The sequence below is a fragment of the Microbispora sp. CA-102843 genome (assembly GCF_050936215.1).
Taxonomy (GTDB): Bacteria; Actinomycetota; Actinomycetes; order Streptosporangiales; family Streptosporangiaceae; genus Microbispora.
Map to the genome: position 1 here is coordinate 6,450,536 of NZ_JBNJNF010000001.1, position 26,958 is coordinate 6,477,493.

Genomic DNA, 26,958 nt, shown 5'->3' on the forward strand with positions numbered 1-26,958 from the left:
GTCACCGCCCACCTGCCCGCAGCCGCTCGCGGTGCACCGCGGGGACCGCGTCGGGGTAGGCCCGCTGGGTGCCCCGCGCCACGATCGACGCCAGCACCGCCTTGGCCAGGTCGCCTGGCAGGAAGGCGGCGCTGAGCAGCGCCGTCTTGCCCAGGGACAGCCCGGTGACCAGGGCCTGCACGGGGATGCCGCACAGGTAGACCACGCCGACGCCGCCGGCCAGGCAGGCGGTCACCAGCCGCACCGTGGTCGGCGCGCGTCCGCCGCGTTCGACGATCCATCCGGTCAGGGCCGCGCCGGGGAGCCAGCCGATCAGGAAGCCGGCCGAGGGCCCGGTGAAGACGCCGAGCCCGCCGCGTCCGCCGGCCAGCAGGGGCAGCCCGGCCGCGACCAGCACGAGCAGGACCACGACGGCGAGGGCGGAACGCCACGTGCCCAGGATCGCCCCGGCGAGCATGACGCCGAGTGTCTGCAACGTGATCGGCACCGCGTCGCCGAAGATGTTCAGCGCGCCCGGCATGCCGAGCACGGCGATCAGCGCGGCGAAGACGCTGACCCTGGCGACGTCCGCCGCCGGGAAGCGCCGCCGAGTCGGACTCTGTTCATCTGTCACGGATCGATCCCATACCAAGACGCTCCGTTCGGCGCATGAGGATTCCCACAACTTTTCGCCGTGTCGTTCTCGGCGCCGCCCATAGCCGGGCGATCCGGGCCGCTCGATCTGGGACGGAGCTCAGGCCGTGAGGACCAGGACGGTCACCGTCGCGGCGAGGCCGGTCACGGCGAGGCCCGCGCCGGTGGCGACGAACTTGGCCAGCGGCACCCGCACGTCTCCGCGCCGGCACCACTCGAACCACAGCAGCGTCGCGAGCGAGCCCCAGGGCGTGATCACCGGGCCCAGGTTGGTGCCCGCGAGCAGCGACAGCAGCTGCGTGTGGTTGGCCGCGGGGACGACCTGCTCGCCCGCGACGTACGCCGGGAGGTTGTTGACCACGTTGGACAGCGCGGCTCCGGCGGCGGCCGCGCGGTAGGCGCCGTCGCCGTCGCCGCCCACTCCGATGAGCGCGCGCATGACGTCCGCCAGGCCGAGGCGGCTGAGGGTCGGGACCACGAGGAACAGCCCGGTGACGAAGACCAGCAGCCGCCAGGGGATCAGGCCCCACACGAGCTTCGCGCGGTCGCGCCAGGCGAAGGCGGCGACCACCGCGACCGCCGCGACGAGAGCCGCGACGCCGATCTCCACACCCGCCAGGATCGCGGCGATGAACAGCAGGCACGCCACCCCCGCGACGCCGAACAGCACCCGGTCGGCCACCGGCACCGGAGGCGGCGGCACGTAGCGGTCCTCGCCCCGCTCGCCGCGCCGCCAGTAGAACGCCCACAGGAACGCCATCGTCACCGCGATCGACACGGCCTGGGGCGCCCACATCCGCGCGGCGAACTCCTGCGTGGTCAGCGCGACCCTGTTCATGGCGAGCAGGTTCGTGAGGTTGGAGACCGGCAGCAGCAGGCTCGCGGTGTTGGCCAGCCAGACCGTGGTCATCACGAGCGGCAGCGGCGCGATCTTCGCGCGCGGCGCCAGGGCCAGCATGACCGGCGTCAGCAGGACGGCCGTGGTGTCCAGGTTCAGGAAGATCGTGACGAGCGAGGCGAAGGCCGTGCAGAGCAGGAAGAGCACGGCGTAGCTCCCCCGGCCGACGATCGCGATGCGGGTCGCGATGACGTCGAAGACCTGCGCCTCCTTGGTCAGCTCCGCCAGCACGATCACCGCGCCGAGGAACAGCAGCAGGGGGGCGATGCGTTCGATGCTCTCCCTGGCCGACTCGGCCGGCAGCAGGCCGGTGGCCACGAACACCAGGCCCGCCCCGAGAAGCCCGAACCTGATCCAGTCGAGAACGCTCAGTCGCCGCAGCCCGGTCGCCACGCGCACACCCTATATCGCCGCCCGCGGAGATGATCGAACCCCTCCAAACCGTCGGTGGCAGCGGGAATACTGGGCCCATGACGCACACGGGGCGGGGGGACGCGCGGACCGAGATCTTCGTCAGCTACTCTCCCGCCGACGAGCGGTGGGCGACGTGGATCGCCTGGCAGCTCGAAGCGGCCGGTTATCGCACGATGCTGCAGGCGTGGGACTTCGTGCCGGGCACCAACTTCATCGACTTCATGGATCGCGGCGTCAGCGAGGCCGACCTGGTCGTCGCGGTGCTCACCCGCAACTACCTGGGTTCCCGGTACGGCAGGCTCGAATGGCAGGCGGCGCTGCGCGCCGATCCGGACAACCCGTCCAACAAGCTCGTGACCGTCCGGCTGGAGGACTGCCCGCTCGACGGCCTGCTGTCCACGATCACCTGGGTGGACCTCCTCGGCGTGGCCGACCCCGCCGAGGCGCGGCGGCTGCTGCTGACCCGGATCCGGCAGGCGCTGGCGGGCCGGGCCAAGCCGGCCGAGCCGCCCCGGTTCCCGGTCGGGCCGGGCTCGCACGCCCTCCAGCCGCCCGCCGACCCCGCGCCCCCCGCCATACGGGTGCCGAGGGCCAGGCGCACCCCGGCGGCCGAGCCGGCGTTCCCGACGGCCGAGCGCGCGGGCGGCGCCTCCTCGGTGACCGTGCTGCACGTCGCCGGGCCGCGGTTCGGGCGCGGGCTGGCCGAGGCGGACGAGCCGCTCGACGCGGGCGAGCTGCAGGCCAGCGTGTGGGCCGACCTGACCCGCCTCGCCGACGCCGGGGTGCCCAGGCCCGACCTCCTGGTGGTGACCGGCGACCTCACCGAGTCGGGCAGCATCCGCGAGTGCGAGCAGGCTCTGGCGTTCCTCACCGGGCTGCGCGTGCTGCTGGGGCTGGAACCCGGGCGGCTGGTGGTCGTCCCCGGGCCGCGCGACGTCACCAAGGCGGCCTGCCGGGCCTACTTCGCGACCTGCGAGGCCGACGACGTGCGCCCGCAGCCGCCCTACTGGCCGAAGTGGCGGCACTTCTCCACGCTCTTCGGCGAGCTCTACCAGGGTCTCGACGGCCCGGCCTTCGACAGCGCCCAGCCGTGGACGCTGTTCGAGCTGCCCGAGCTGCGCACGGTCGTGGCCGGGATCAACTCCACGATCGCGATGAGCCACCGCGAGGAGGACGACTACGGCTTCATCGGGGAGGCCCAGGCGGCCTGGTTCGCCGAGCGGCTGCGGCCGTACGAGGGATGGCTGCGGATCGGCGTCGTCGCCCATCCCCCGCACCCCGGCCTGCGCGACGCCGCCACCCTGGAACGGCTGCTCGGCTCCCGCCTCGACCTGCTCGTCCACGGGCGGGACGCCCGGCGCGGCGGGCCGGAGGAGGTCTGGGATCTGGAGGGGCTGCCGTGCGTGCCCGCGCTCGCGCCGGGCCGCCACCAGATCCTCCAGGTCACGCCGGAGGGGCTGCGCCGGTGGACCCGGGACCGGCCGGAGCTGGGCGACCCCGAGGTCCTGCCGTACGGCTGGCGCGGCTGGCGGCCGCAGACCCCCGCCGCGGCGGCTCCCGAGCCGCCGGCGCGGGAGCCGGAGGAGCCCGCCGGCCCGGCCGACCTGCTGCTGGACCGGATCGGCGAGGTCTGCGAGACCCGCTTCGAGCGGGCCAAGATCCGCCGCGTCGCGGGCGACCCGCCGCGCCTGCTCGTCACCCACCCCGAGGACGGGTTCGTCCGCCAGGTCCTGATCGGCGCGCACGCCGGGGAGCTGGACCAGGGGCGAGTCGAGGCGTTCCTCGGTCACGTTCACGCGGCGGGGCTGGAGCACGCCGCCGAGCTGGTCTACCAGGGACCGCAGCCGTCCCGGGCGTTACGCGACGACGCCCTGCGCCGCGGGCTGCGGCTGCGCAGCTTCACCGAGTTCCAGGGCCTGCTCGACCTGTCGTCCTACGTGGCCGGGCAGACCGCGAGGCTGCGCGGCGACCGCCGCTACCCGCCGGACCTGTACGTGCCGCAGCGGTTCCGGGAGCTCGACCGGACCGGCGGCGAGGTGCGCGACGACCTGACCGATGAGCTGATGCGGCTGCTGGCGGCCGACCACGGACGGTTCGTGCTCGTGCTCGGCGACTTCGGCCGGGGCAAGACGTTCTCGCTGCGCGAGGTGGCCAGGCGCATCCCCGCGGAACTGCCGCACCTCACGCCGATCCTGATCGAGCTGCGCGCCCTCGACAAGGCGCACTCGGTCGCCGGGCTGGTCGCCGCGCACCTCGCCAACCACGGTGAGGAGCTGATCGACCTCAAGGCGTTCCACTACATGCTGCGCCAGGGGCGCATCGTGCTGCTGTTCGACGGCTTCGACGAACTGGTCACCCGCGTGACGTACGAGCGGGCGGCCGACCACCTCGACACCCTGCTGCGCGCGGCGGAGGACAAGGCGAAGATCGTCGTGGCCGGGCGCACCCAGCACTTCAAGTCGCGCAGCCAGGTGATGACCGCCCTCGGGGAGAAGGTCGGCCTGCTGCCGAACCGCCGGGTGCTCAGCATCGAGGAGTTCACCGAGGAGCAGATCCGCGCCTACCTGGTCAACCGCTACGGCTCGCACCGGGCGGCCGACGACCGGATGGCCCTGCTCACGGGCATCGCCGACCTGCTCGGCCTGGCACACAACCCCCGCATGCTCAGCTTCATCGCCGACCTGCCAGAGGAGCGGCTGCGCGCCGTCGCCCAGGCCGGGGAGGCGATCAGCGCCGCCGGTCTCTACCAGGAGATCCTCGACACGTGGCTGGCCTTCGAGGAGGAGCGCGTAGGCGGCGTGGCCGGAGCCCCCGGCGGGCTGACCCGCGAGGAGCTGTGGCGGGCCGCGACCACGCTCGCGCTGCGGCTGTGGGAGACCGGCGAGACCTATCTGCGGCCGGCGGAGCTGGCCGAGGTCGCCGACACGCTCACCGGCCTGGCCGCCGACACGCAGAGCCGCGTGCCGTACGGACCGGGCGCCGGCCGGGAGAGGCCGGACGGGGAACTCGGGCAGGCGGAGGGGACAGGCGACCCGGCCGATGCGGACGACGCCGGGACCGAGGGAGGGCAGGGGGCCGCGCGGCTGACGCTCGAGCAGGCCGCGCACGCCGTCGGAGCCGGCAGCCTGCTGGTCCGCACGGACGAGGGGTTGTTCGGGTTCATCCACGCCTCGGTCGTGGAGTGGCTGGTGGCCCGGCACCTCGCGGGGTCGCTCGACACCGGCCACACCCCGGGATTGGGCCGGCGGCCGTTGTCCGCGCTGGCCGTCGACTTCCTGTGCGACCTGGCCGACGCCTCGCGGCTGCAGGCGTGGGCGGCCCGCACGCTCGCCTCCCCCGGCGCCGGCGACGTCGCACGCGCCAACGCCATCAAGGTGACCACCCGGCTGCGCACCTCGGCCAGGACCGACCTGCGCGGAGCGCGGCTCAGCGGCGAGGACCTGTCCTACCGCGAGCTGCAGGGCGTGGATCTCACCGGCGCCGACCTGACCGACACCCGGCTCGTCGGGGCCGACCTGTCCCACGCGGTGCTCAGGGACGCCCGGCTGGTCGGGGCGCGCCTGGACGAGGCCGTGCTGGTGGGCGCCGACCTGCGCGGCGCCGACCTCACCCGGGCCCGGCTCGCCCGCGCCGACCTGCGGGACGTGGCCGTCGAGGGCAGCCGCTGGGACCGGGCCGCGCTCATCGACGTCACCGGCGTCCCCCGGGGAGCGCCGGAGCTGCGCGGCGCGGCCGTGGCGCCCTCCATTCCCGGAACGGACGGAGGGCGGGTCGGCGCCGAGCTGGCCCCCGCCGTCGTCGGTGTGCCGTACGGCTACCACTTCGAGAGCAGCCGCCTGCCCGAACCGGTCGCCTACCACCCCGACGGCGGCGTGCTCGCCCTGGGCGGGGAGGACGGCGGCGTCCTGGTCTGCGACAGCGTCACCGGGTCCGCCCTGCGCACGCTGCAGGGCCACCGGGGCCGCGTCTACAAGGTCGCCTACGGCGATGCCGGGCTGGTGACCGGCGCGAGCGACGGGACCGTCCGGGTGTGGGATCCGGCCACCGGAGAGCCGTCGCACGTCCTGAGCGGCCATCCCGACGGGGTGTGGCCCGTGGTGACCTCCGGCGACCTGATCGCGGCCGGCGGCGCCGACGGGGTCATGCGGGTCTGGGCGTCCGGGGAGCTCGTGTGGGAGCTGCCGGGCCACACCGCCCCGATCTACACCGCCGTGTTCCTGCCGGGGCTGCTGCTGACCGGCGACAGCGCGGGGACGATCCGCGTGTGGGACCTCGCCACCGGGCGGGTGCGCCACCACCTGCACGGTCACAGCGGGGCCGTCTACCGCCTGGCCCTCAGCCCCGACGGCACCCGCCTGGCCGCCGGGGACGGCCAGGGCGTGCTGCGGATGTGGGACCCCCGCACCGGCGCCGCGCTCCACGAGCTGACCGGTCACCCCGGCCGGATCTACTCCCTCGCCTTCCACCCGGAGGGCCGGCTGCTCGCCTCCGGCGACACGGAGGGAGCCGTACGGCTGTGGGACCCGGTCACGGGCGCGGCCGCCGGCAGCCTGCCCGGGCACCGCGGCGCCGTCTACCAGGTCCTGTTCGACCCCACCGGCGAGCTGCTGGCCACCGGCGACAGCGACGGGGTCGTACGGATCTGGGACCACCGCACCGGCCAGGTGCGTGCCGAGCTGACCGGGCACCGTGGCTCCGTGTGGCCGTTCGCGTTCCGCCCGGACGGCCGGCAGCTCGCGACCGGCAGCAACGACGGCACCGCCCGCCTGTGGGACCCGCACACCGGTCAGTGCGTCCAGACGCTGCGCGGCCACGGCCGCCGCATCACGTCGGTCCGCTTCTCCGCCGACGGCGGCATGCTCGCCGCCTGCGGCAACGACGGCTACGTACGGCTGTGGGACCCGGTCACGGGCCGCCGCCTGCGCTCGCTCACCGGGGCGGCCGACCGGCTGGTGTCGGCCGTCTTCAGCCCGGCCGGGCCGCTGCTGGCGACCGCGAGCAACGACGGCGGCGTCTACCTGTGGAACCCGGTGGCCGGGACGTACGAGCGTGAGCTCAACGTGGAGACCGACCACGTGTGGGCCGAGGCGTTCAGCCCCGACGGGGAACTGCTGGCCACCGCGAACGACGACGACAGCGTCCGGCTGTGGTATCGCCCCTCCGGGCGGCAGGTCGCCAACCTCGCCGGGCACCGGGGACGGGTCAGGTCGATCGCCTTCAGCCCCGACGGCAGGCTCGTGGCCACCGGCTGCGACGACCGCAAGGTCCGGCTGTGGGACGTGTCGACCGGCCAGTGGGCGGCGACGCTGAGCGGCCACGACGACCGGGTGTACGCGGTGGACTTCTCCCCGTCGGGCGACCTGCTGGCGAGCGCGAGCAACGACGGCACCGCCCGCCTGTGGGAGGTCGCCTCCGGCGAGTGCCTGCACGTGCTCGCCGGCGGCGGGCGGCTGTGGACCGCCGCCTTCAGCCCGTCGGGCGACCTGCTGGCCACCGCCGGGGACGACCTCGCCGTCCACCTGTGGGACCCGGCCTCCGGCGCGCGCGTCGGAAGCCTGGCCGGTCACGGCCGCCGGATCTGGTCGGTCGCGTTCCACCCCTCCGGCGACCTGCTCGCCAGCGCCGGGGACGACGGCGTGGTGATCCTGTGGGACGTGCCCGGACGCGAACGCCGCGCCACGCTGCTCGGCCTGCCGGAGGGATGGGCCGCGTTCTCGCCAGGGGGGCTGTACAAGCTGGAAGGCGACGTGACGGGCCAGTTCTGGTACGTGATCGGCATGTGCCGGTTCGAGCCCGGCGAGCTGGACGAATACCTGCCCGAGGTCAGGCGGCTGGCCCTCGACGAGCCCTTGTGACGAGCGGCGGGGTCACCGGCCGCCCGCGGTGTGAAGCCCGGAGACGACCATGCGCGCCAGCAGGGCGTGGCTCTCGTCGAGGTCCTCGGCGAGCTGGAACGCGCCCGCAGCCTCCAGAACGGCGAAGCCGTGCATCGCGGCGCGCAGACAGCGGACCGCGTGGATCGCGGCCGAGCCCTCCAGCCCGTACGCCCGCAGTGCGGCGAGCATGATGCCGACCAGCCGGTCTGCCGCCTCGGCCGTCTCGGGCCGCGGCGCCTGGATCAGCGCCGAGTAGCGGTGCGGATGGCGGGCGGCGTAGGAGCGCCAGCCGTCCATCAGCGCGCGCAGCGCCTCGTCGCCGGACCTGCCGAGCACCGCCTCGCTCGCGATCTCCGTCAGCTCGCCCATCACCCGTCCGGAGACCAGGACGCGCAGCTCGGCGAGGTTGCGTACGTGCTTGTAGAGGGAGGGGGTGGCGACGCCCGCGCGCCCGGCGACCGCGGACAGGGTGAGCGCGTCGGGGCCTTCCTCGTCCACGATCCGCAGCGCGAGGTCGACGACGGCGTCCGGGGACAGAGCCGCCCTAGCCACGAGCCCGCCCCTTGAGGAACGCGAGCATGGCGGCGGCGACCTCGTCGGGGTACTGCGCGTGCGGGTAGTGTCCGGCACCGTCGATCATCACCACTTCGCCGAGCCCCGGCGGCATCCCGGCGACGACGCCGTCTGCCTCGGCCCGGGGGTCGGCCCAGTCGGGGTCGCGGGTGCCCATGACGACCAGGGCAGGGCAGCGGATGCCGCCGAGGTGGGCGCCGGCGTCCGTGGGCGCGGACGCGCCCATCGCGCTCACCACAGCCATCCGGCCCGGCCTGCGCAGGTCGTTCTCCAGGGCGGCCAGGTAGTCCGCCCAGTCGGCGGGCTTGACGCCGGGGTAGGCGTGGCCGAGGTAGCTCTTCCACAGCCCGGTGCTGCGCGAGAGCGCCACGCCCATGAGCCGCGTCATGCCCTTGCGGTAGTGACCGTTGCTCAGCAGGCCGCCCAGGTCGGGCTTCTGCGGCCGGGTGAAGGGGCCGATCTCCACGAGGGCGGCGACCAACTCGGGCCGCTGCGCCGCGGCGATGGTGGCCGCTCCCCCGGCGAACGAGTGCCCCACGACGACGGCGGGCCCGCCCAGGTGCTCGACCAGGGCGACGATGTCGTTCGCGGTGTCGGTGCGGGTGTAGGAGTCCCAGCCGAGGCTCGACTCGCCGTGCCCGCGCAGGTCCATGGTCGCCACGCGATATCCGGCGGCGGCCAGCGCCGGGACGAGGAAACGGTAGGCGCGCCGACTGTCCCCCATGCCGGGGACCATCACGACCAGCGGCCCCTCCCCGGTCACCTCGTACGCGATCTCGCCTTCACCGATCTTCAGGAACTCGGTCACATCGCTCTCCAGGCTCAAGCTCATAGCCCAAAGGCTAATGGCATTAGCCGACCTGCGTCAAGACGGGTGGCCCGGCCTGATCAGCAAGGCTCACAGTCCTCCCACCGCCGCTAAGGTTGTGGATGTGAGTCCGAGGCCCGTACGCGCGATGGACGCCGACGAGAAGGTCGACCGGCAGGCGCGGATCCTCGAAGCGGTGCTTCGGCTCTTGTCCCTGCAGGGCATATCCGGAGTCAGCATGCGTGCCGTCGCGCGTGAGGCCGGGGTCTCGCTGGGGCTGGTGAACTACCACTACGAGGACAAGACGAGCCTGATCCGCGCGGCCCTGCACCGGATCGAGGAGCAGGACATCTCGCTGGTCGAGCCGGACCTCACCCTGGAACCGGAAGAACGGCTGCGTGCCGCGCTGAAGCGGGTGGCCGACCCGGAGTTCCTGACGACGGAGTACCTGTCCCTGCGACTTCAGCTCTGGGCGCTCGCCCAGGCCCACGAGGACTTCGAGCGCATCAACACGGCGGCCCAGAGACGCTACCGCGCCGGACTTGCCGCCCTCATCCGTGCGGCCCGCCCCGAGTTGTCATCCGACGAGTGCGGCAAGCGGGCCGCCGACATCGACGTCATCCAGAACGGCTTGTGGCTCACGGCCCTGCTGGGGCTCGACCACGCCTCGATCAGCAGGAGCGTCACTCGCTGCGAGGAAATCGCACTCGCCGACTGACCGATCACGCGACCGGCAAACCTGAACGAGCGTCCAGGTACGTATTGAACGATCGTTCAGACGCTCGTATGCTCCCGCCATGGCACCAGTCACGATGGCCGACGTACGCCGCGTCGGCACCGGATTCCACAAGGACCCAGGACGATCGATGTCACTGCGGGCGGAGACGTACACGGACCCGCGGTGGCTCGACGTCGACGTCCGGGCGATCTTCGCCCGCACCTGGCAGTGGATTTGCCACGTGGAGAAGCTCTCGTCGCCCGGCAGCTACGTGTCGGCCACCGTGGCCGGCATGCCGATCGCGATCGTGCGCGATCGTGACGGAGCGCTGCGCGCGTTCTACAACGTCTGCAAGCACCGCGCCCATGAGCTGCTCACGGACTCCGGCACCACGCGCAACATCGTCTGCCCCTACCACGCGTGGACCTACGGCCTGGACGGGCAGCTGAAGGCGGCTCGTCGCGCCGACAAGATGGAGACCTTCGACAAGAACGAGATCTGTCTCGACCAGGTGTTGGTGGAGGAGTTCGGTGGCTTCGTCTACGTGAACCTGGACCCGGGCGCCGCTCCCCTGGCCGAGCAGGCCGGGGATCTGGCGGCCGACATCGCCAAGTGCGCCCCCGACGTGGCCGGACTGACCCACGCGAAGCGGTTGACCTACGACATCGCGTCCAACTGGAAGAACGTCATCGACAACTTCCTGGAGTGCTACCACTGCCACATCGCCCACAAGGAGTTCGTCGACCTCGTCGACATGGACACCTACGAGGTGAAGACCCACGGCATCTGGTCGAGTCACTTCGCCGAGGCCGGCAAGAACGAGAACGCCGCGTACGACGTCGCGGGTGCGTCGGTCACGCAGCACGCGGTGTGGTGGCTGTGGCCCAACACCTGCCTGCTGCGATACCCCGGTCGCGGCAACTTCATGGTCTTGCAGGTCATTCCGGCCGGCCCCGACCGCACCCTGGAGACCTGGGACTTCTACTTCGAGACGGCCGAGCTCATGGACGCCGAGGTGGAGGCGGTGCGATACATCGACGACGTGCTGCAGCAGCAGGACATCTCCATCGTGGAGAGCGTCCAGCGTGGCATGAACACTCCGGCCTTCGACCAGGGCCGCATCGTTTACGACCCGTCCGGCTCAGGGCTGTCCGAGCACGGCGTGCATCACTTCCACGGCCTCGTCCTCGACGCCTACCGGTCGTGGGTGGAAGGGACCGCCGGCGAGCGCGACCACGGGGACGCCACCCCCACTCTCACCGCCTAGAGGAACGGCCATGCCGAAGCCCGTCATCATCACCTGCGCACCCACCGGCGGCATTCACACGCCGACGATGTCACCGCACCTGCCGGTGACGCCGGACGAGATCGCCGCCGCGTCCATCGAGGCCGCCGAAGCGGGAGCGGCGATCATCCACCTCCACGCCCGCGACCCCGAGACCGGCCGGCCGGACCCACGACCCGAGCTCTTCCTGGAGTTCATGCCGAAGATCAAGGACGCCTGCGACGCCGTTCTGAACGTCTCGACCGGCGGAGGCCTCGGCATGACCCGCGACGAGCGGCTCCGGGCCGCCGTCGCGACCTCCCCGGAAATGGCATCGCTGAACGTCGGCTCGATGAACTTCGGGATCTTCCCGATGCAGCGCAAGTACTCGCAGTGGAAGCACGACTGGGAGCCGGCCTTCCTGGAGATGACGCGCGACTTCATCTTCAAGAACACCTTCGCCGACCTGGAGTACGTCGTGAAGGAGCTCGGCCACGGCCACGGGACCAGGTTCGAGTTCGAGTGCTACGACCTCGGCCACCTCTACAACCTGGCCTGGCTCATCGACCAGGGCTGGATCGAGCCGCCCTTCTTCGTGCAGATGGTCTTCGGTGTGCTCGGCGGCGTCGGTGCCGACCTCGACAACCTCCAGCACATGCACACGGTGGCGGACAGGCTGTTCGGGGACGGCTACGAGTGGTCGGTGCTCGCCGCCGGACGCCACCAGATGCCGTTCGCGACGCAGGCCGCCATGCTCGGCGGCAACCTGCGGGTGGGCATGGAGGACAGCCTGTTCATCGGACCCGGCGAGCTGACGACGTCGAACGCCGACCAGGTACGCAAGATCCGCGGCCTCGTGGAGGCGCTCGGGTATGAGGTCGCCACTCCGGCGCAGGCCCGGGAGCGGCTCGGTCTCAAGGGAGCCGACCATGTCACCTTCTGAGCTGTCACCTTCTGAACTGGCACCTTCTGAGCTGGCACCTTCTGAGCTGGCACCTTCTGCTCGCGCCTCGTCGCCCGTCGAGGTCACCCGTGTCGCCTCGCTCGGCGGCGGAGTGATCGGCCAGAGCTGGACCGCCCTGTTCCTGGCCGCCGGGAAGTCGGTCACGCTGTTCGATCCCGACCCGGCCGCGGAAGGGCGGGTCCGCCGCGCGGTGGAGACCGCGTGGCCGGCCCTGATCGAGCTCGGACTGACGACCCGGGCCGAGCCGGAAGGTGAGCTGCTCGTGTGCGCCGACGCGCGGACGGCGGTGGCGGACGCCCAGTTCGTCCAGGAGAGCGTGCCCGAGCGGATCGAGCTCAAGCACCGGCTGTACGCCGAGATCGAACCCGCCCTTGCCGAGAACGCCATCGTGGCGTCGTCGGCATCCGGCCTGACCCTCACCGAACTGCAGGCCGGTTGGGACCGTCCGGACCGGCTCGTCCTCGGCCACCCGTTCAACCCGCCGCATCTGATCCCCCTCGTCGAGGTCATGGGCAACGATCGGACAGGGGCCGGCGTGGTCGACCGGGCCCGTGACTTCTACGAGTCCGTGGGCAAGGTGACGATCGAGGTCAAGCGGGAAGTCCCCGGCCACGTCGCCAACCGGCTGCAAGCCGCCCTGTGGCGAGAGGTCATCCACCTCGTCAACGAGGGCGTGGCGTCCGTGGACGACATCGACACCGCCATCGCGTCCGGGCCGGGTCTGCGCTGGGCCGCCTGGGGGCCTACGACGCTGTTCCACCTCGGCGCCGGCGAGGGAGGCATCGCCGCCTTCTGCGAGCGGTACGCCGACAGCTTCAACCGCTGGTGGGACGACCTGGGTCAACCACATCTGGACGAGGCCACCGCGGCCCGGCTGGTCGACGGGCTGGCGGCCGCCAGATCCGGTGACCTCGATGCCCTGGCCGCGCAGCGCGACGCCATGATCGTGGCGGCGATCCTGGCGGCCGGGCGCGCGAAAGGAGCCATGCCATCGCCGGCGTAGCCCTCGACCACACGTCGTTCGCCGTCCACGACGCGATGGACTGGGCACGGCGGCTGCGGCGCGAGCTGGGCGCGACCCCGATCTTCGGTGAGCAGCTCGCGCAGTTCGGATACCTGCTGCTCCACGTCGGCACCGCCGACGACGGTGCGAGATTGGAACTGCTGGAGCCAAGGAGCGAGGGGTTCCTCACCCGCTTCCTGGACGCCCGCGGCGAGGGTCCTCACCACCTCACCTTCGTCGTACCGGACCTGCGCGCGACGGTGGCGCAGGCCCGCGCGCTCGGCCTGACCATTGCCGGCGAGGACCACGACCACCCGCCCTGGCGCGAGGCGTTCATCGCGCCCGACCGCAAGCACGGTGTCGTCATCCAGCTCGCGCAGTCCGACCGGAGCTATCCGCCTGCCGACCGGCTGTTGTCGAGTCGCACCCGTGACGTCGAGGACTTCCCCAGCTCCCGGGGAGCCACCGAGCCACTGTGGTGGACCGGGCTGTGGGAGACCGCACCGGGAGCGGTCGCACGGCTGGGGACCACCCATCTGGGGTCGACGGACCTCGAGTTCTCCCGGCTCGTCTTCGGGGAGCTGCTGGGGGCTCGGGTGACTGAAGACGACTCGGCGCTCGACCTGTCGTGGCCCGGCGGATCGGTCCGGGTCCACGCCTCAGACCGCCCAGGCGTGACCGGAATGAGCCTGCACGGCGGTCCCGCCGGCGGCATCGCGATCGGTCCCGCCCGGCTCGGCGCCGAGGTGCTCCACCCGTGATGCTCGAAGACAGGAAAGCCGGCCCAGCCATCAGCACCAGAGGCGTTGGCTTTACGTTGTAGATTCGTACGAGGACGTCCCCGTGGCTTCCAGGGCACGGGGACGCCCGGTCAGCCCTGGGGGGAGACCCGGGCGCTCAGGTCCTGCCAAACCTTGTCGACCTGGGCGTCCAGGTCGTCCAGGGAACCCTCGTTGCCGATCACGATGTCGGCGATCCTCAGCCGGTCCTCGCGGGAGGCCTGGGCGGCGATCCGGGCGCGGGCGTCCGCCTCCGGCATCCCGCGAAACCGCAGCAGACGCTCGAGCCGCACCTCGTCGGGCGTGTCCACGACGATCACCACGTCGTACAGGGCGGCCAGGTTGTTCTCGGCCAGCAGCGGCACGTCGTAGACGACGACCGCGTCGTCCGGGGCCTCTCGCTGGAGTTGCTCACTGCGCGCGCCCACCTTCGGGTGGACGATGCCGTTGAGGACCTTCAGCCTCTCGGCGTCGGCGAAGACGATCGCGCCGAGCCGTTCCCGGTCGAGCGTGCCCTCGGGGCGGAGCACGTCCTCGCCGAACGCCTCGACGATCTCCGCGAGCCCGGGGGTGCCCGGCTCCACGACCTCTCTGGCGATCTTGTCCGCGTCGATGACGACGGCGCCGTGAGCCGCGAGCCGGCGCGACACCTCGCTCTTGCCCGAACCTATGCCGCCCGTTAGCCCAACCTTCAGCACGTCCCGCAGCCTATCGGGCGGGCTGGGGAGTGTCTGACGAAGGCTGCCCGTCGAGGCTGTGGGCGACGACGAGAAGGCAGCGAGGCGCCGCCTGGGCCACGCGCAGGGCATGATCCGTCAGGCGCGACCTAGGACTCCCGGCGCAGGTGGACCAGCGTCAGGTGGTCCTGCACTCGTTCCCGCTGGGTCTCCCGGTAGCCGAGGCGCCGGTAGAGCCGCAGGTTGCCCTCCGACAGGTGCCCGGTGAACAGGTCGAACGCCGCCGCCTCGGGCACGGCCTCGTGCATCGCGGCCAGCAGCGCGCTGCCGATCCCCTGCCCCTGCCGGTCGGGCGCGACCACGAGACGGCCCACCAGGCAGGTCGAGCCGGACATCTGGCCCCGGGCCGCGCCGACCAGCCGCCCGCCGTCCGTCGCCTTCAGCACGACCGCCGTCTCGATCACCGTACGGACCTGGCCGAGCGACTCGACGAGCGGCGGGATGAACGGGTCGCCGTAGAGCTGTGCCTCGGTCACGTACCCGGCCCGCTGCAGGGTGAGAATCTCCCCCGCGTCCGCGGGCAGAGCCCTCGCGATCTCCACCACGAGGGCCACCCTATCGGCACGCCTGCCCTCGCCGAGCGCGATCCGGCGCCCTTGATCACGGACCCTCATGCCGCTTACCGGGGGGAGGTGCCCCGTACGCGCGAACGACCATGGAAAGGGGAAAGGCCCCGCCGAAGCGGGGCCTTTCGTGATGCTGTGGAGGACGGCGTGACCTCCGGTCAGGAGACCGGGTGTCAGCTCTGGCCGCCCGCCAGCTTCTCGCGCAGGGCGGCGAGGGCCTCGTCGGAGGCGAGGGCGCCGCCGCTGGTCTGCGACGTGCTGGTCTCGCCGCTGTAGGACGACGGAGCGGCCTCGCTGGCCGCCGCCTCCTCCTGGCGGGCCTTCTCGATCTGCGAGCGGTGCGCGTCGAAGCGGGCCTGGGCCTCGGCGTACTGCCGCTCCCACTCCTCACGCTGCTTGTCGAAGCCCTCGAGCCACTCGCCGGTCTCGGCGTCGAAGCCCTCGGGGTAGATGTAGTTGCCCTGGTCGTCGTAGGTCGCCGCCATGCCGTACAGCGTGGGGTCGAACTCGACCTCGGCGCCGACACCCTCGTTGGCCTGCTTGAGGGACAGCGAGATGCGGCGGCGGTCCAGGTCGATGTCGATGATCTTCACGAAGATCTCGTCGCCGACCTGCACGACCTGCTCCGGAATCTCCACGTGGCGCTCGGCCAGCTCGGAGATGTGGACCAGGCCCTCGATGCCCTCCTCGACCCGGACGAAGGCACCGAACGGCACCAGCTTGGTGACGCGGCCGGGCACGACCTGACCGATCTGGTGGGTCCGGGCGAACTGCTGCCACGGGTCCTCCTGCGTCGCCTTGAGCGACAGCGAGACCCGCTCGCGCTCCATGTCGACGTCGAGAACCTCGACCGTGACCTCCTGGCCCACCTCGACGACCTCGGACGGGTGGTCGATGTGCTTCCAGGACAGCTCGGACACGTGCACCAGGCCGTCGACGCCGCCGAGGTCCACGAACGCACCGAAGTTGACGATCGAGGACACGACGCCCTTGCGGACCTGGCCCTTCTGGAGGGTGTTGAGGAACGTCTGGCGGACCTCGGACTGCGTCTGCTCCAGCCAGGCACGGCGGGACAGGACCACGTTGTTGCGGTTCTTGTCCAGCTCAATGATCTTGGCCTCGAGCTCGCGCCCGACGTACGGCTGCAGGTCGCGGACGCGGCGCATCTCCACCAGGGAGGCGGGGAGGAAGCCACGCAGGCCGATGTCGAGGATCAGGCCACCCTTGACGACCTCGATGACCGTGCCGGTGACGATGCCGTCCTCGTCCTTGATCTTCTCGATCGTGCCCCAGGCGCGCTCGTACTGGGCGCGCTTCTTGGACAGGATGAGACGGCCTTCCTTGTCCTCCTTCTGGAGAACCAGGGCCTCGACGTGCTCTCCGACCTCGACGACCTCGGCCGGGTCGACATCGTGCTTGATCGAGAGCTCGCGCGACGGGATAACGCCCTCGGTCTTGTAGCCAATGTCGAGCAAGACCTCGTCTCGATCGACCTTGACGACGGTGCCTTCAACGATGTCGCCGTCGTTGAAGTACTTGATGGTCTCGTCGATCGCGGCGAGGAAGGCCTCCTCGGAACCGATGTCGTTGACCGCTACCTGCGGGGTGCTCGAGGTGGCCTCAGTGCTGCTCGTCATGTGTGGAATTGCTCCGAACCGGACAGATGTCGTTGTGACAGACGCGCGGCGGGCCTTTTTCGTTCACCGGATGATGTTCCTGGTAACCACCAGATGACCGAGCGCGAGCCCGCTCCGTCCGTGACGCGCGCGAGCCCACAGCGCAGCGATCAGCATATGAGACGGAGCGAGCTGGGTCAATCCGAGGCAACCAGACGAACGCCTAGTACGTGATCACCGACTTCGCCCGGGCCGGTGAGAGCGTTGCCCGGAGTTTACGCGGCACCGACACCCGGGCCGGATCCCCATCCGACGTATAACGCTCTCCTGGGTGTTTGTCGAGCCAGTCGAGCCAGTAGGTCGTGCACCAGCGCCGGCATTCGCCGTGTTTTCCGTTGGACTGGATCCTGGGGATCGCGTACTGCGGGAAACTTTTCGCGTAGGGCGAAACGGTGGGCTCCGCCCCGGCCAGGAAGACGGCGTCGAAGTGGTAGCGGGTGCCGTCCCACGTGCCGTCGTGCGCCCTGCTCAGCTTCCTCGGCCGCGAACCGTACGGCAGCGCGAAGGTCGTCGAGGCCGGCACTCCGATCTTCTTCAGCAGCCGCTCCTGCCGGACGATCTGCTCGCTGACCCGCTTGTCGGAAAGCCGGCGGAGATCCGGATGGGAGTAGGTGTGGTTGGCCACTTCGAAGCCGTGGTCGAGCAGCCACTTCACCGCCTTCCTCTGTTGCTCCCGGTCGCGCAGGCCGAACGGGTCGCGGTTCACCCAGAAGGTGGCGGTGGGCCGGAAGTTCGGGTACTTCGCCGCGACCTCGTAGATGATGCCGACGGCCGTGTCGTTCCTCGGCATGCCGTTCTGGTCCACGGCGAAATGGCTGGGGTGGCCGTCGTCGAAGGTCAGGACGACGGGATGCGCCCCGGCAGGGATGTCGATCTTCCTGGCGGCCAGTTCGGCCGCGGTGATCGGCACATAGCCGTCCCTGGCCAGGCGCTCCAGTTCCTTTCGCAACTGGGCGGGGGTCCGGTCGATGGACGCCAGCCGCTTGGGCAGGATGCGGTGATACATGATCACGGGCACCAGGCCGGCCTCGTTCGCCTTGACCTTCCTGGCCGACTCGGCGGTCGCCTTCCGCGGGGCCGCACTGGGCGACGGCGACGGCGAAGGCGGCTGCGCCCGCACCTGCGACCGTTCCTCGCTTGCGGAGCGGGGCAGCAGCACGAGCGCGACGAGACCGATCACGACAACGACGACATTGGCGATTGCAGTCATTCGGGCAAGGTTGCGCACAGTTATTTGACCTTACTGCCCGACGTGTCCGTATTCACATGTGTTGCAATTTTCCTGTGGACTGGAGCCTGCGCGCCTGCGGACGACACGGGCACGTCACCTACGCCCCGGACGAGGAGGCGCTGAGGACCCGCCTGCGCGCCGAGACCGCGCTCGGCGAGGCGTGGCGCTGCCTGCGCTGCGGCGACTTCACCCTGGGCCCGCCGCGCGGAGCCGGACCGGCCTGCGACGCGCCCGTCGTGCTGCGGGGCCGGGCGCTGCGGGACGCCGCCGTGCTCCGGCTGATCGCCGTCTTCCGCTGGGCCAAGGTCGTGCTCCTGATCGCGGGAGCGTACGGCGTGTGGCGGTTCCGGGCCCACCACGACGCCGTACGGCGGGCGTTCGACCAGGACCTCCCGCTGGTCAGGCCGCTGGCCCAGAAGCTCGGGTGGAACCTCGACCAGTCGGGCGTGGTGCACACGCTGCGAACGGCGCTGGCCGCGCGGACGACGACCCTCACCTGGATCTTCCTCGCCCTGCTCGCCCTCGCGGCCCTGCTGCTGACCGAGGGGATCGGCCTGTGGCTGCTGAAGCGATGGGGCGAGTACTTCTCGGTGATCGTCACATCGGCGTTCATCCCGGTGGAGATCTACGAGATCGCCGAGAAGGTGAGCCCGTTCCGGATCGTGATCCTTCTGATCAACATCGCGGCCGTGCTGTACATCGCGTTGAGCAAACGCCTGCTCGGACTGCGCGGCGGGCGGGCGGCGTACGAGTCGGAGCGGCACGAGGCGAGCCTGCTGGAGGTCGAGCAGGCGGGCCTGGCCGTGGCAGGGCGGAACCACAGACCCACCCGCCCCACCAGCCGCCCCTGACCCGTCACCCGGCGAACCAGCCCGGTTCGATCAGCGCGTCCCGGCGAACCCCGACACGGCCCCCCGGCCCGGCACGGTGAGAGCGCGAGAGCCCGGGCACATGCACGGGCCGTGGTCAGTGGCCGGCGTCCTCCCAGGTGGTCCCGACGCCCACGCTGACCTCCAGCGGCACGCTCAGGTCGTAGGCCCGGCACATCTGCGCGCGCACGACCTCGGTCAGCTCCTCCAGCTCGCCCGGCGCGACCTCGAACACCAGCTCGTCGTGGACCTGGAGCAGCATGCGGGAGCGCATCCCCTCGATCGCCTTCTGCACGTTCAGCATGGCGACCTTGATGATGTCGGCGGCCGAGCCCTGGATGGGCGCGTTGAGCGCCATCCGCTCCGCCATCTCCCGGCGCTGCCGGTTGTCGCTGGTCAGGTCGGGCAGATAGCGGCGGCGGCCGAGGATGGTCTCGGTGTAGCCGTCCGTGCGGGCCTGGGCGACGATCGACTCCAGATAGTCGCGGACGCCGCCGAACTCCTCGAAGTACTCCTCCTTGAGCGCCCTGGCCTCCGCGACGGGGATGTTGAGCTGCCCTGACAGGCCGAAGTCGGACAGGCCGTAGGCCAGGCCGTAGTTCATGGCCTTGATCCGGGCGCGCAGGTCGGCGTCCACCTGCTCGGGGGGCAGGTCGAAGACGCGGGACGCGGTGGCCTGGTGGAAGTCATGGCCAGACTCGAAGGCCGCGATCAGCGACTCGTCCCGGGACAGGTGGGCCATGATCCGCAGCTCGATCTGGCTGTAGTCGGCCGTCAGCAGCGTGTCGTAGCCCTCCCCCACCACGAAGCCCTTGCGGATGCGCCGGCCCTCGACCGTGCGGATCGGGATGTTCTGCAGGTTGGGCTTCTCACTGGACAGCCGCCCGGTGGCCGCCACGATCTGGTTGAACGTGGTGTGGATCCGCCCGTCGTCGGCGATCTCCTTGATCAGGCCCTCGACCGTGGTGCGCAGCTTGGTCTGGTCGCGGTGGCGCAGCAGGATCACCGGCAGCTCGTTGTCGGTCTGCTGGGCCAGCCAGGCGAGCGCGTCGGCGTCGGTTGTGTAGCCCGTCTTGATCTTCTTGGTCTTGGGCAGGCCGAGCTTGCCGAACAGGATCTCCTGCAGCTGCTTGGGCGAGCCGAGGTTGAACTGCTCCCCCACCGCCTGGTGGGCGGCCTCCACCGCCTGCTTGACGGCCGCGCCGAACTCGGCCTCCAGCGCCGCGAAGTACTCCCGGTCGGCGGCGATGCCGGCCCGCTCCAGCTCGGCCAGCACCCGCACCAGCGGGAGCTCGACCTCGGTCACCAGCCGGGTGCCGCCGCGCTGGGACAGGTGGGCCTCCAGCGCGTCGGCCAGGTCGCGCACCGCCTGGGCCCGCAGGGCCAGATCCCGGGCCGCGCCCTCGTCGGCGTCCTCGAACAGGGAGGTCTGCCCGCCGGGTGCGGACTCCGCCCGCAGCTCGCGGTGGAGGTAGCGCAGGACCAGGTCGTCGAGCGGGAACGACCGCTGCCCCGGCATCGCCAGGTAGGCGGCGAGCGCCGTGTCGCAGGTGAGGCCGCGCAGGTCGTGCCCGTGGGCCCACAGCGCCAGCAGCGGCCCCTTGGCGTCGTGCACGGCCTTCGGCCTGTCGTCGTCGGCCAGCCAGGCGTGCAGCGCCGCCTCGTCCTCCTGGGTGAGGCGCGTGGGGTCGAGGTAGGCGGCGCCGCCAGGAGAGGCGATCGCCAGGCCCTCGAACCGCCCGGTGCCGCTGCCGTACGCGCCCTGGAAGGCCAGCCCGGCGCGATCCTCGGGGAGGGCGGCCAGCCAGCCGGCCACCTGGCCCGGCTCCAGCACGGTCACCTCCAGCTCGAAGCCCTCGCCCGCCTCCGGTTCCGTGGTGCCGAGGGTCTTGAACAGACGCTCGCGCAGCTCGCCGCGGATCTGGAGGGAGTCGAGGAGCTTGTTGACCTCCTCGCGGTCCCACGAGCCCATGGTCAGCGCGGACACCTCGGAGTCGACCGGGGCGTCGCGCTTCAGCTCGGTCAGCATCCGGTTGTGGATCACCTGGCCGAGGTGCTCGCGAAGCTTGTCGCCGACCTTGCCCTTCACCTCGTCGGCCCGCCGGACCAGCTCGTCCAGCGAGCCGTACTCGGAGATCCACTTGGTGGCGGTCTTCTCCCCCACGCTCGGGATGCTCGGCAGGTTGTCGCTCGGGTCGCCGCGCAGGGCCGCGAAGTCCGGATACTGCGCCGGGGTGAGGCCGTACTTCTCCATGACGGCCTCGGGGGTGAAGCGGGTCATGTCGCTGATGCCCCGCCTGGTCATCAGCACCGTGACCTTGGCGTCCACGAGCTGGAGCGCGTCGCGGTCGCCGGTCACGATGAGCACGTTCATGTCCTCGCCGGAGGCCCGCGTCGCCAGTGTCGCGATCAGGTCGTCCGCCTCGAAGCCGGGCGCCGACAGGTGGGGGATCCGCAGCGCGTCGAGCAGCTCGAAGATGAGCTGCATCTGGCCGCGGAAGTCCTCGGGGGTCTCCGCCCTGTTGGCCTTGTAACCGTCGTACGCCTCGTGCCTGAAGGTCGGCTCGCTCCGGTCGAAGCAGACCGCGACGTGGCTCGGCTGCTCGTCGCGCAGGATGTTGGCCAGCATCGAGGTGAAGCCGTACACCGCCTCTGTGTGCTGACCGTCGGTGGTCATGAGGTTCGCGTCCTTCAACGCGTAGAACGCGCGATAAGCAAGAGAATGCCCATCCAGAAGCAGCAGACACGGACGGGTGGGGGTCGCTTCACTCTTCGGCACACCCGCAGCCTAGTCTCCCTGTACGACAGAAAACCCGTGCTCTTCCCACAGGAGGCGTCCCCTTGACCTTGACGAATCCCGAGGAGTTCGCGTCGTCGATGAACGCGTCCGGGGACCACCTGCACCAGCGGATGGGCATCGAGATTCTGGAGGCGAGTGCCGAGCGGGTGGTCGGCCGCATGCCCGTCGAGGGCAACACCCAGCCGTACGGCCTGCTGCACGGCGGCGCCTCCTGCGTGCTGGCCGAGACCCTCGGCTCGACCGGCGCCGCCCTGCACGCCGGCGCGGGCAGGATCGCCGTCGGCATCGAGATCAACGCCACCCACCACCGCTCCGCCACCTCGGGGCACATCACCGCCGTCGCCACCCGCGTGCACGGCGGGCGCACGCTCGCGACGTACGCCATCGAGATCGCCGACGACGAGGGCCGGGCGGTCTGCACGGCCCGCCTGACCTGCATGCTCAGGGACTCTCGCTGAGGCCGGCCGGCTCGCGGGCCCGGGTCGCCCGCGAGCCGGCCCGGCAAGCACCACGAAAACCCCTTACGACGCATTGGGCCTAATAACGGAACGGCTTGCGACTCTCTTTGCACGGGGGTCGCTCCGGTCGCTACCGTTGTGGCTCCAGAGCCCGTGGGAAGACCGAGTAGACAACGTGCGGAGCCGGGGAAGCTGTGTACGGTCCCAAAGGTCCTCCCACGGGCTCACGCTCTTCTACAGCACCGACCCTCCGGTTGACTCCTTACATGCCCTGACCTGCGAACCCTTTCTCACGTCAGTGACACACCATGGTCACCAATTGGTGACGAACGACCCCGAAACGGGCGTCTCAGGCTTATGCTCCGGCCACAACATCGCAGCAACCTGACCGATGTTGCGCGTCCGCAGTGGGGGCACGACCCCGCCATGACCTGAATAGAGGGAGCACCATTGCGCAGAGCCGTGATCGCGTTCACGGCCTTCCTGGGTGGACTCGTCTTTCTGCTCTCCTCCCCCGCCTGGGCGGACGGGGAGGCACTGAAGGGCACACTCCAAAACCAAGGCCAGCCGGTGAACGGCGTGAAGATCAGCGTGGCGGGCGAAGACGGCAAACCCGTCGGCGACGCCACCACGGGTGCCGACGGCAAGTGGGAGGTGCCGGTCCCCGAGGCGGGCAAATACAAGGTCACGCTTGACCCGTCGACGCTCCCCAAGGATATCGGGCTGAAGTTCCAGAACCGGGCCACCCTGGACGTGCAGGTCTACGAGGGCAGCCAACGCAACGTCCTGTTCGCCCTCGCCCCCGCGGGCCAGCAGGGCGGCGGCGCCGCACAGGCCTCGTCGGACTCCTCCTCCTTCTGGGACCGGGTCGCCCAGCTCACCTTCGAGGGCTTCAACCTCGGGCTCATCATCGCCCTCGCGGCCATGGGCCTGTCCCTGGTGTTCGGCACCACCGGGCTCACCAACTTCGCCCACGGCGAGTTGCTCACGTTCGGCGCGATGAGCGCCTACTTCTTCAACGTGGTCCTGGGAATCCCGCTCATCCTGGCGGCGGTGATCGCGGTCGTGATCGGCGGGGCCTTCGGGTACGCCCAGGACCGGTTCTTCTGGGGAGTGCTGCGCAGACGGGGCAGCAGCCTGGTCGCCATGATGATCATCTCGATCGGCCTGGCCCTGTTCCTCCGCTACGTCTTCCTGTTCTTCTTCGGCGGCGAGGGCGCTCCGTACGCGGAGTACAACGCCCAGCCCGGCATCCAGGTCGGCCCGATCTCCGCCGCGCCGAAGAACTTCATCGCGATGGGCATCGAGCTCGCCGTGCTCGTGATCGTCGGAGTCGCGCTCCTCAAGACCCGCATCGGCAAGGCCGCCAGGGCCGTCGCCGACAACCCCGCCCTTGCGGCCTCCTCCGGCATCAACGTCGACCGCGTCATCCGGATCATCTGGACCGTCGGCGGCGCCATCGCGTCGCTCGCGGGCATCATGCTCGGCCTGTCGCAGAACGTCAGCTTCCAGATGGGCTTCCAGATCCTGCTGCTCGTCTTCGCGGGGGTCACCCTCGGCGGCCTCGGCACCGCCTTCGGCGCCCTCGTCGGCTCCATCGTCGTCGGCCTGTTCATCCAGCTGTCCACCGTCGTGGTGCCGACCGAGCTGAAGACCGTCGGCGCGCTGCTGGTGCTCATCCTCGTCATGCTCTTCCGGCCACAGGGCATCCTCGGCCGGCGCGAGCGCATCGGCTGATCGGAGACCACACGTGGACTGGAACACCATCTTCGTCACCACGGTCAAGGCCTCGATCGGCCTGGAGACCGTCGTCTACGCGCTCGCCGCGATCGGCGTCAACATCCAGTTCGGCTACGCCGGGCTGCTCAACTTCGGCCAGGCGGCCTTCCTCGGCGTCGCCGCGTACGGCATGGCCGTCACCGTGGCCACCTTCCACCTGCCGTTCTGGCTCGGCATCCTGATCGGCCTGGCGGCCACCGTCGTGCTGGCCTTCCTGCTCGGCATCCCCACCCTGCGGCTGCGCGCCGACTACCTCGCCATCGTCACCATCGCGGCGGCCGAGATCGTCCGGCTCGTCTTCAGGTCGGTCAAGTTCAGCAGCGTCTTCGGCGGCTCGGACGGCCGGCAGAACTTCTCCGGCGACTTCTTCGCGATGAACCCCTACTCCCCCGGCACGTACGGCATCGGCCCGATCAGCTTCAACGAGCGGGTGACGTGGGTGCTGACCGTCGGCTGGGTGCTCATCGCGATCGCCTGCGGACTGGTCTACCTGCTCATGAAGAGCCCCTGGGGCCGCGTGCTCAAGGCCATCCGCGAGGACGAGGACGCCGTGCGCAGCCTCGGCAAGAACGTCTTCTCCTACAAGATGCAGGCGCTCGTGCTCGGCGGCGTGGTCGGCTGCCTCGGCGGTTTCCTGTTCGCGCTCGGACAGGCGTCGGTGCAGCCCGACCTGTTCAGCACGGAGTTCACCTTCTACGCGTACACGATCGTGATCCTCGGCGGCGCGGCCCGCGTCTTCAGCCCCGTCGTCGGCGCCGCGATCTTCTGGGTGCTGCTGGTCTTCGTCGGGAACACGCTCAGCGAGGCCGTGAGCGCCGGGCTACTCCCCTCGTTGTTCACCGTGAACAACATCGGCGCGGTCCGCTTCATGCTGGTCGGTCTCGGCCTGATGCTCCTGCTCATCTTCCGGCCTCAGGGCATCTTCGGTGACAAGAGGGAGATCGCGCTCGATGCACGCTGACACCACCCAGACCAGGAAGGCGGCGGCGCTGGCCGCCTTCGCGGGCCTCGAGCACGAGCCCGGCGTCCCCAAGCCCGACCCCATCGTCGTCGTCGACAAGGTCGTGCGCCGGTTCGGCGGCCTCACGGCCGTCAACGTCGACCACGTGGAGGTCCAGCGCGGGTCGATCACCGCGCTCATCGGCCCGAACGGCGCCGGCAAGACCACGTTCTTCAACCAGCTCACCGGCTTCGACAGCGCCGACGAGGGGTCCTGGACCTTCAACGGCAAGCAGCTCAAGGGTGTGCCCGCCCACCGGGTGGCCCGTGCGGGCATGGTCCGCACGTTCCAGCTCACCAAGGCCCTGTCGAAGCTCACCGTGATGGAGAACATGCGGCTCGGCGCGCAGAACCAGCGCGGCGAGAACTTCTTCCGCGCGCTGATCCCGGGCAGCTGGCGCCGCCAGGAGGACGAGATCACCGAGCGCGCCGAGGAGCTCCTCGAGCGCTTCAAGCTCGCCGCCAAGCGCGACGACTTCGCCGGCTCGCTGTCCGGCGGCCAGCGCAAGCTGCTGGAGATGGCGCGGGCCCTGATGGTCGGCCCCGAGCTGGTCATGCTCGACGAGCCCATGGCGGGTGTGAACCCGGCCCTGACCCAGTCGCTCCTCGGGCACGTGAAGGACCTGCGCGAGGAGGGCATGACCGTGCTCTTCGTCGAGCACGACATGGACATGGTCCGCGACATCAGCGACTGGGTCATCGTGATGGCCCAGGGCGCCGTGATCGCGGAGGGGCCGCCGGACACCATCATGTCGGACCCGCGCGTGATCGACGCCTACCTGGGCGCCCACCACGACGCGCCGATGTCCGCCGAGGAGTTCGAGGAGCAGCTGCAGGAGGCCGAGGCCGAGCTGGAGTCCGAGATCGAGGAGAAGGCATGACCGCCCCCACGCCGGAAAACCACGCAGAGCCAGACCGCGCCCCCACGCCGGACGACGCCGCCGAGCCGGACCGCACCGGTACGCCGGACGACGCCGCCGCGACGGACGGCGCCGGCGAGCCGGTGCCGGTCGCGGCGGCGGACGAGGACGGCGCGGAGCCCGTCTCGCAGGCGGCCGTCCTCGACCGCTCCGACCACCTCGCCGGAGCCGAGGACGCGCTGCTGCGGGCCGACGAGCTGTACGCCGGGTACATCCCCGGCGTCAACATCCTCAACGGCGCCGACCTGTACGTGAAGAAGGGCGAGCTGATCGGCATCATCGGCCCGAACGGCGCCGGCAAGTCGACCCTGCTGAAGACCCTGTTCGGGCTCGTGCCGGTGCGCAGCGGCTCGGTCACCCTGAACGGCGAGGACATCACCAGCCTCAAGGCGCACTCGCTGGTGGCCCGCGGGGCCGGCTACGTCCCGCAGACGAACAACGTCTTCCCCAGCCTCACCATCGAGGAGAACCTGGAGATGGGCGCCTTCCAGGTGCCCGGCAAGTTCAAGGAGCGGTTCGAGTTCGTCTGCGAGATCTTCCCCGCCCTCCGGGAGCGCCGCAAGCAGCGCGCCGGCTCGTTGTCCGGCGGTGAGCGCCAGATGGTCGCCATGGGCCGGGCGCTCATGACCGAGCCGTCGGTCCTGCTCCTGGACGAGCCGTCCGCGGGCCTGTCGCCCAAGCTGCAGGACCTGGTCTTCATCCAGGCCCAGCAGATCAACAAGGCCGGGGTGACGGTGATCATGGTGGAGCAGAACGCGCGCCGCTGCCTGCAGATCTGCCATCGGGGCTACGTGCTCGACCAGGGCCGCAACGCCTACATGGCCAGCGGTCGCGACCTGATCAACGACCCGAAGGTCATCCAGCTCTACCTGGGCACGCTCGCCCGGGCCTGAGCCGCTCTTCGAGGGCCTCGGCGGAGCCTCCGCCGGGGCCCTCGTCGTATGTCTGTGACCTTATTCCCACCTGATCGGCAACCGCCGGGGTGACAATGAG

The 26,958-nt window shown here is 70.8% G+C and carries 21 protein-coding genes; 12 read left to right on the top strand and 9 right to left on the bottom strand.

Going from position 1 to position 26,958, the window contains the following annotated elements; all coding sequences use genetic code 11:
• Position 1: 1 nt before the first annotated feature.
• Together ACQEVJ_RS29925 and ACQEVJ_RS29930 are read right to left on the bottom strand one after the other, a co-directional pair.
• Positions 2-613 carry a biotin transporter BioY gene (locus ACQEVJ_RS29925; RefSeq protein WP_433106772.1) on the bottom strand — a complete coding sequence of 204 codons (612 nt, stop codon included), beginning with the start codon at positions 611-613 and terminating at the stop codon, positions 2-4.
• A gap of 120 nt (positions 614-733) precedes the next feature.
• Positions 734-1,924, bottom strand: a complete 1,191-nt coding sequence (locus tag ACQEVJ_RS29930; RefSeq protein WP_433106773.1) for an SLC13 family permease — start codon at positions 1,922-1,924, stop codon at positions 734-736.
• A 77-nt stretch (positions 1,925-2,001) separates the two neighbouring features.
• Here ACQEVJ_RS29930 and ACQEVJ_RS29935 point away from each other — a divergent pair, with 77 nt between their 5' ends.
• Entirely contained in the window at positions 2,002-7,800 is a 5,799-nt protein-coding gene (locus ACQEVJ_RS29935) for a TIR domain-containing protein (protein ID WP_433106775.1), read from the top strand.
• A 12-nt stretch (positions 7,801-7,812) separates the two neighbouring features.
• Here ACQEVJ_RS29935 and ACQEVJ_RS29940 read toward each other — a convergent pair whose 3' ends face one another.
• On the bottom strand, positions 7,813-8,373 hold the full coding sequence (locus ACQEVJ_RS29940) for a TetR/AcrR family transcriptional regulator (protein WP_433106777.1): 561 nt from the start codon (positions 8,371-8,373) through the stop codon (positions 7,813-7,815).
• Entirely contained in the window at positions 8,366-9,226 is an 861-nt protein-coding gene (locus ACQEVJ_RS29945) for an alpha/beta fold hydrolase (RefSeq protein WP_433106779.1), read from the bottom strand. The genes ACQEVJ_RS29940 and ACQEVJ_RS29945 overlap by 8 nt, the downstream gene beginning before the upstream one ends.
• 100 nt (positions 9,227-9,326) lie before the next feature.
• Here ACQEVJ_RS29945 and ACQEVJ_RS29950 point away from each other — a divergent pair, with 100 nt between their 5' ends.
• The 5 genes from ACQEVJ_RS29950 (at position 9,327) to ACQEVJ_RS29970 (ending at position 13,912) form a co-directional block, all read left to right on the top strand.
• Positions 9,327-9,920, top strand: a complete 594-nt coding sequence (locus ACQEVJ_RS29950; protein WP_433106781.1) for a TetR/AcrR family transcriptional regulator — start codon at positions 9,327-9,329, stop codon at positions 9,918-9,920.
• 79 nt (positions 9,921-9,999) lie between these two features.
• Positions 10,000-11,187 (top strand): aromatic ring-hydroxylating oxygenase subunit alpha, encoded by a 1,188-nt coding sequence (locus ACQEVJ_RS29955; RefSeq protein ID WP_433106783.1) that lies wholly within the window; start codon positions 10,000-10,002, stop codon positions 11,185-11,187.
• Between the two features lie 10 nt (positions 11,188-11,197).
• Positions 11,198-12,127, top strand: coding sequence for a 3-keto-5-aminohexanoate cleavage protein (locus tag ACQEVJ_RS29960; protein ID WP_433106785.1), 930 nt, complete (start codon positions 11,198-11,200; stop codon positions 12,125-12,127).
• Positions 12,114-13,151: a 3-hydroxyacyl-CoA dehydrogenase NAD-binding domain-containing protein gene (locus tag ACQEVJ_RS29965; protein ID WP_433106787.1), complete on the top strand. Its 1,038-nt coding sequence runs from the start codon at positions 12,114-12,116 to the stop codon at positions 13,149-13,151. The genes ACQEVJ_RS29960 and ACQEVJ_RS29965 overlap by 14 nt, the downstream gene beginning before the upstream one ends.
• Entirely contained in the window at positions 13,139-13,912 is a 774-nt protein-coding gene (locus ACQEVJ_RS29970; RefSeq protein ID WP_433113035.1) for a VOC family protein, read from the top strand. Before ACQEVJ_RS29965 ends, ACQEVJ_RS29970 begins: the two co-directional genes overlap by 13 nt.
• A 110-nt stretch (positions 13,913-14,022) precedes the next feature.
• On the opposite strand, the gene coaE is transcribed toward ACQEVJ_RS29970, so the two are convergent.
• The 4 genes from coaE to ACQEVJ_RS29990 all read right to left on the bottom strand — a co-directional run bounded on the left by coaE (position 14,023) and on the right by ACQEVJ_RS29990 (position 18,119).
• Positions 14,023-14,628, bottom strand: coding sequence for a dephospho-CoA kinase (gene coaE, locus ACQEVJ_RS29975; protein ID WP_433106789.1), 606 nt, complete (start codon positions 14,626-14,628; stop codon positions 14,023-14,025).
• Positions 14,629-14,756: 128 nt separating this feature from the next.
• Positions 14,757-15,281 carry a GNAT family N-acetyltransferase gene (locus ACQEVJ_RS29980; RefSeq protein WP_433106791.1) on the bottom strand — a complete coding sequence of 175 codons (525 nt, stop codon included), beginning with the start codon at positions 15,279-15,281 and terminating at the stop codon, positions 14,757-14,759.
• A gap of 125 nt (positions 15,282-15,406) precedes the next feature.
• Positions 15,407-16,870 carry a 30S ribosomal protein S1 gene (rpsA, locus tag ACQEVJ_RS29985; RefSeq protein WP_433106793.1) on the bottom strand — a complete coding sequence of 488 codons (1,464 nt, stop codon included), beginning with the start codon at positions 16,868-16,870 and terminating at the stop codon, positions 15,407-15,409.
• 202 nt (positions 16,871-17,072) lie between these two features.
• Positions 17,073-18,119, bottom strand: coding sequence for a polysaccharide deacetylase family protein (locus ACQEVJ_RS29990; RefSeq protein ID WP_433106795.1), 1,047 nt, complete (start codon positions 18,117-18,119; stop codon positions 17,073-17,075).
• Positions 18,120-18,193: 74 nt separating this feature from the next.
• Here ACQEVJ_RS29990 and ACQEVJ_RS29995 point away from each other — a divergent pair, with 74 nt between their 5' ends.
• Positions 18,194-18,991 (top strand): DUF2127 domain-containing protein, encoded by a 798-nt coding sequence (locus ACQEVJ_RS29995; protein WP_433106797.1) that lies wholly within the window; start codon positions 18,194-18,196, stop codon positions 18,989-18,991.
• 115 nt (positions 18,992-19,106) lie between these two features.
• Here ACQEVJ_RS29995 and polA read toward each other — a convergent pair whose 3' ends face one another.
• A complete protein-coding gene (polA, locus tag ACQEVJ_RS30000; RefSeq protein WP_433106799.1) occupies positions 19,107-21,788 on the bottom strand; it encodes a DNA polymerase I in 2,682 nt (893 codons plus the stop codon).
• 98 nt (positions 21,789-21,886) lie between these two features.
• Between polA and ACQEVJ_RS30005 the strand changes: the two genes are divergently transcribed.
• From ACQEVJ_RS30005 to ACQEVJ_RS30025, 5 genes are all read left to right on the top strand, one after another.
• A complete protein-coding gene (locus tag ACQEVJ_RS30005; protein WP_433113038.1) occupies positions 21,887-22,267 on the top strand; it encodes a PaaI family thioesterase in 381 nt (126 codons plus the stop codon).
• 450 nt (positions 22,268-22,717) lie between these two features.
• On the top strand, positions 22,718-24,004 hold the full coding sequence (locus ACQEVJ_RS30010; protein WP_433106801.1) for an ABC transporter permease subunit: 1,287 nt from the start codon (positions 22,718-22,720) through the stop codon (positions 24,002-24,004).
• A 13-nt stretch (positions 24,005-24,017) separates the two neighbouring features.
• Entirely contained in the window at positions 24,018-25,007 is a 990-nt protein-coding gene (locus ACQEVJ_RS30015; protein WP_142556988.1) for a branched-chain amino acid ABC transporter permease, read from the top strand.
• Positions 24,997-25,926 (top strand): ABC transporter ATP-binding protein, encoded by a 930-nt coding sequence (locus tag ACQEVJ_RS30020; protein ID WP_433106803.1) that lies wholly within the window; start codon positions 24,997-24,999, stop codon positions 25,924-25,926. Before ACQEVJ_RS30015 ends, ACQEVJ_RS30020 begins: the two co-directional genes overlap by 11 nt.
• Positions 25,923-26,858, top strand: coding sequence for an ATP-binding cassette domain-containing protein (locus ACQEVJ_RS30025; protein WP_433106805.1), 936 nt, complete (start codon positions 25,923-25,925; stop codon positions 26,856-26,858). Before ACQEVJ_RS30020 ends, ACQEVJ_RS30025 begins: the two co-directional genes overlap by 4 nt.
• The last annotated feature ends 100 nt before the right edge of the window (positions 26,859-26,958 follow it).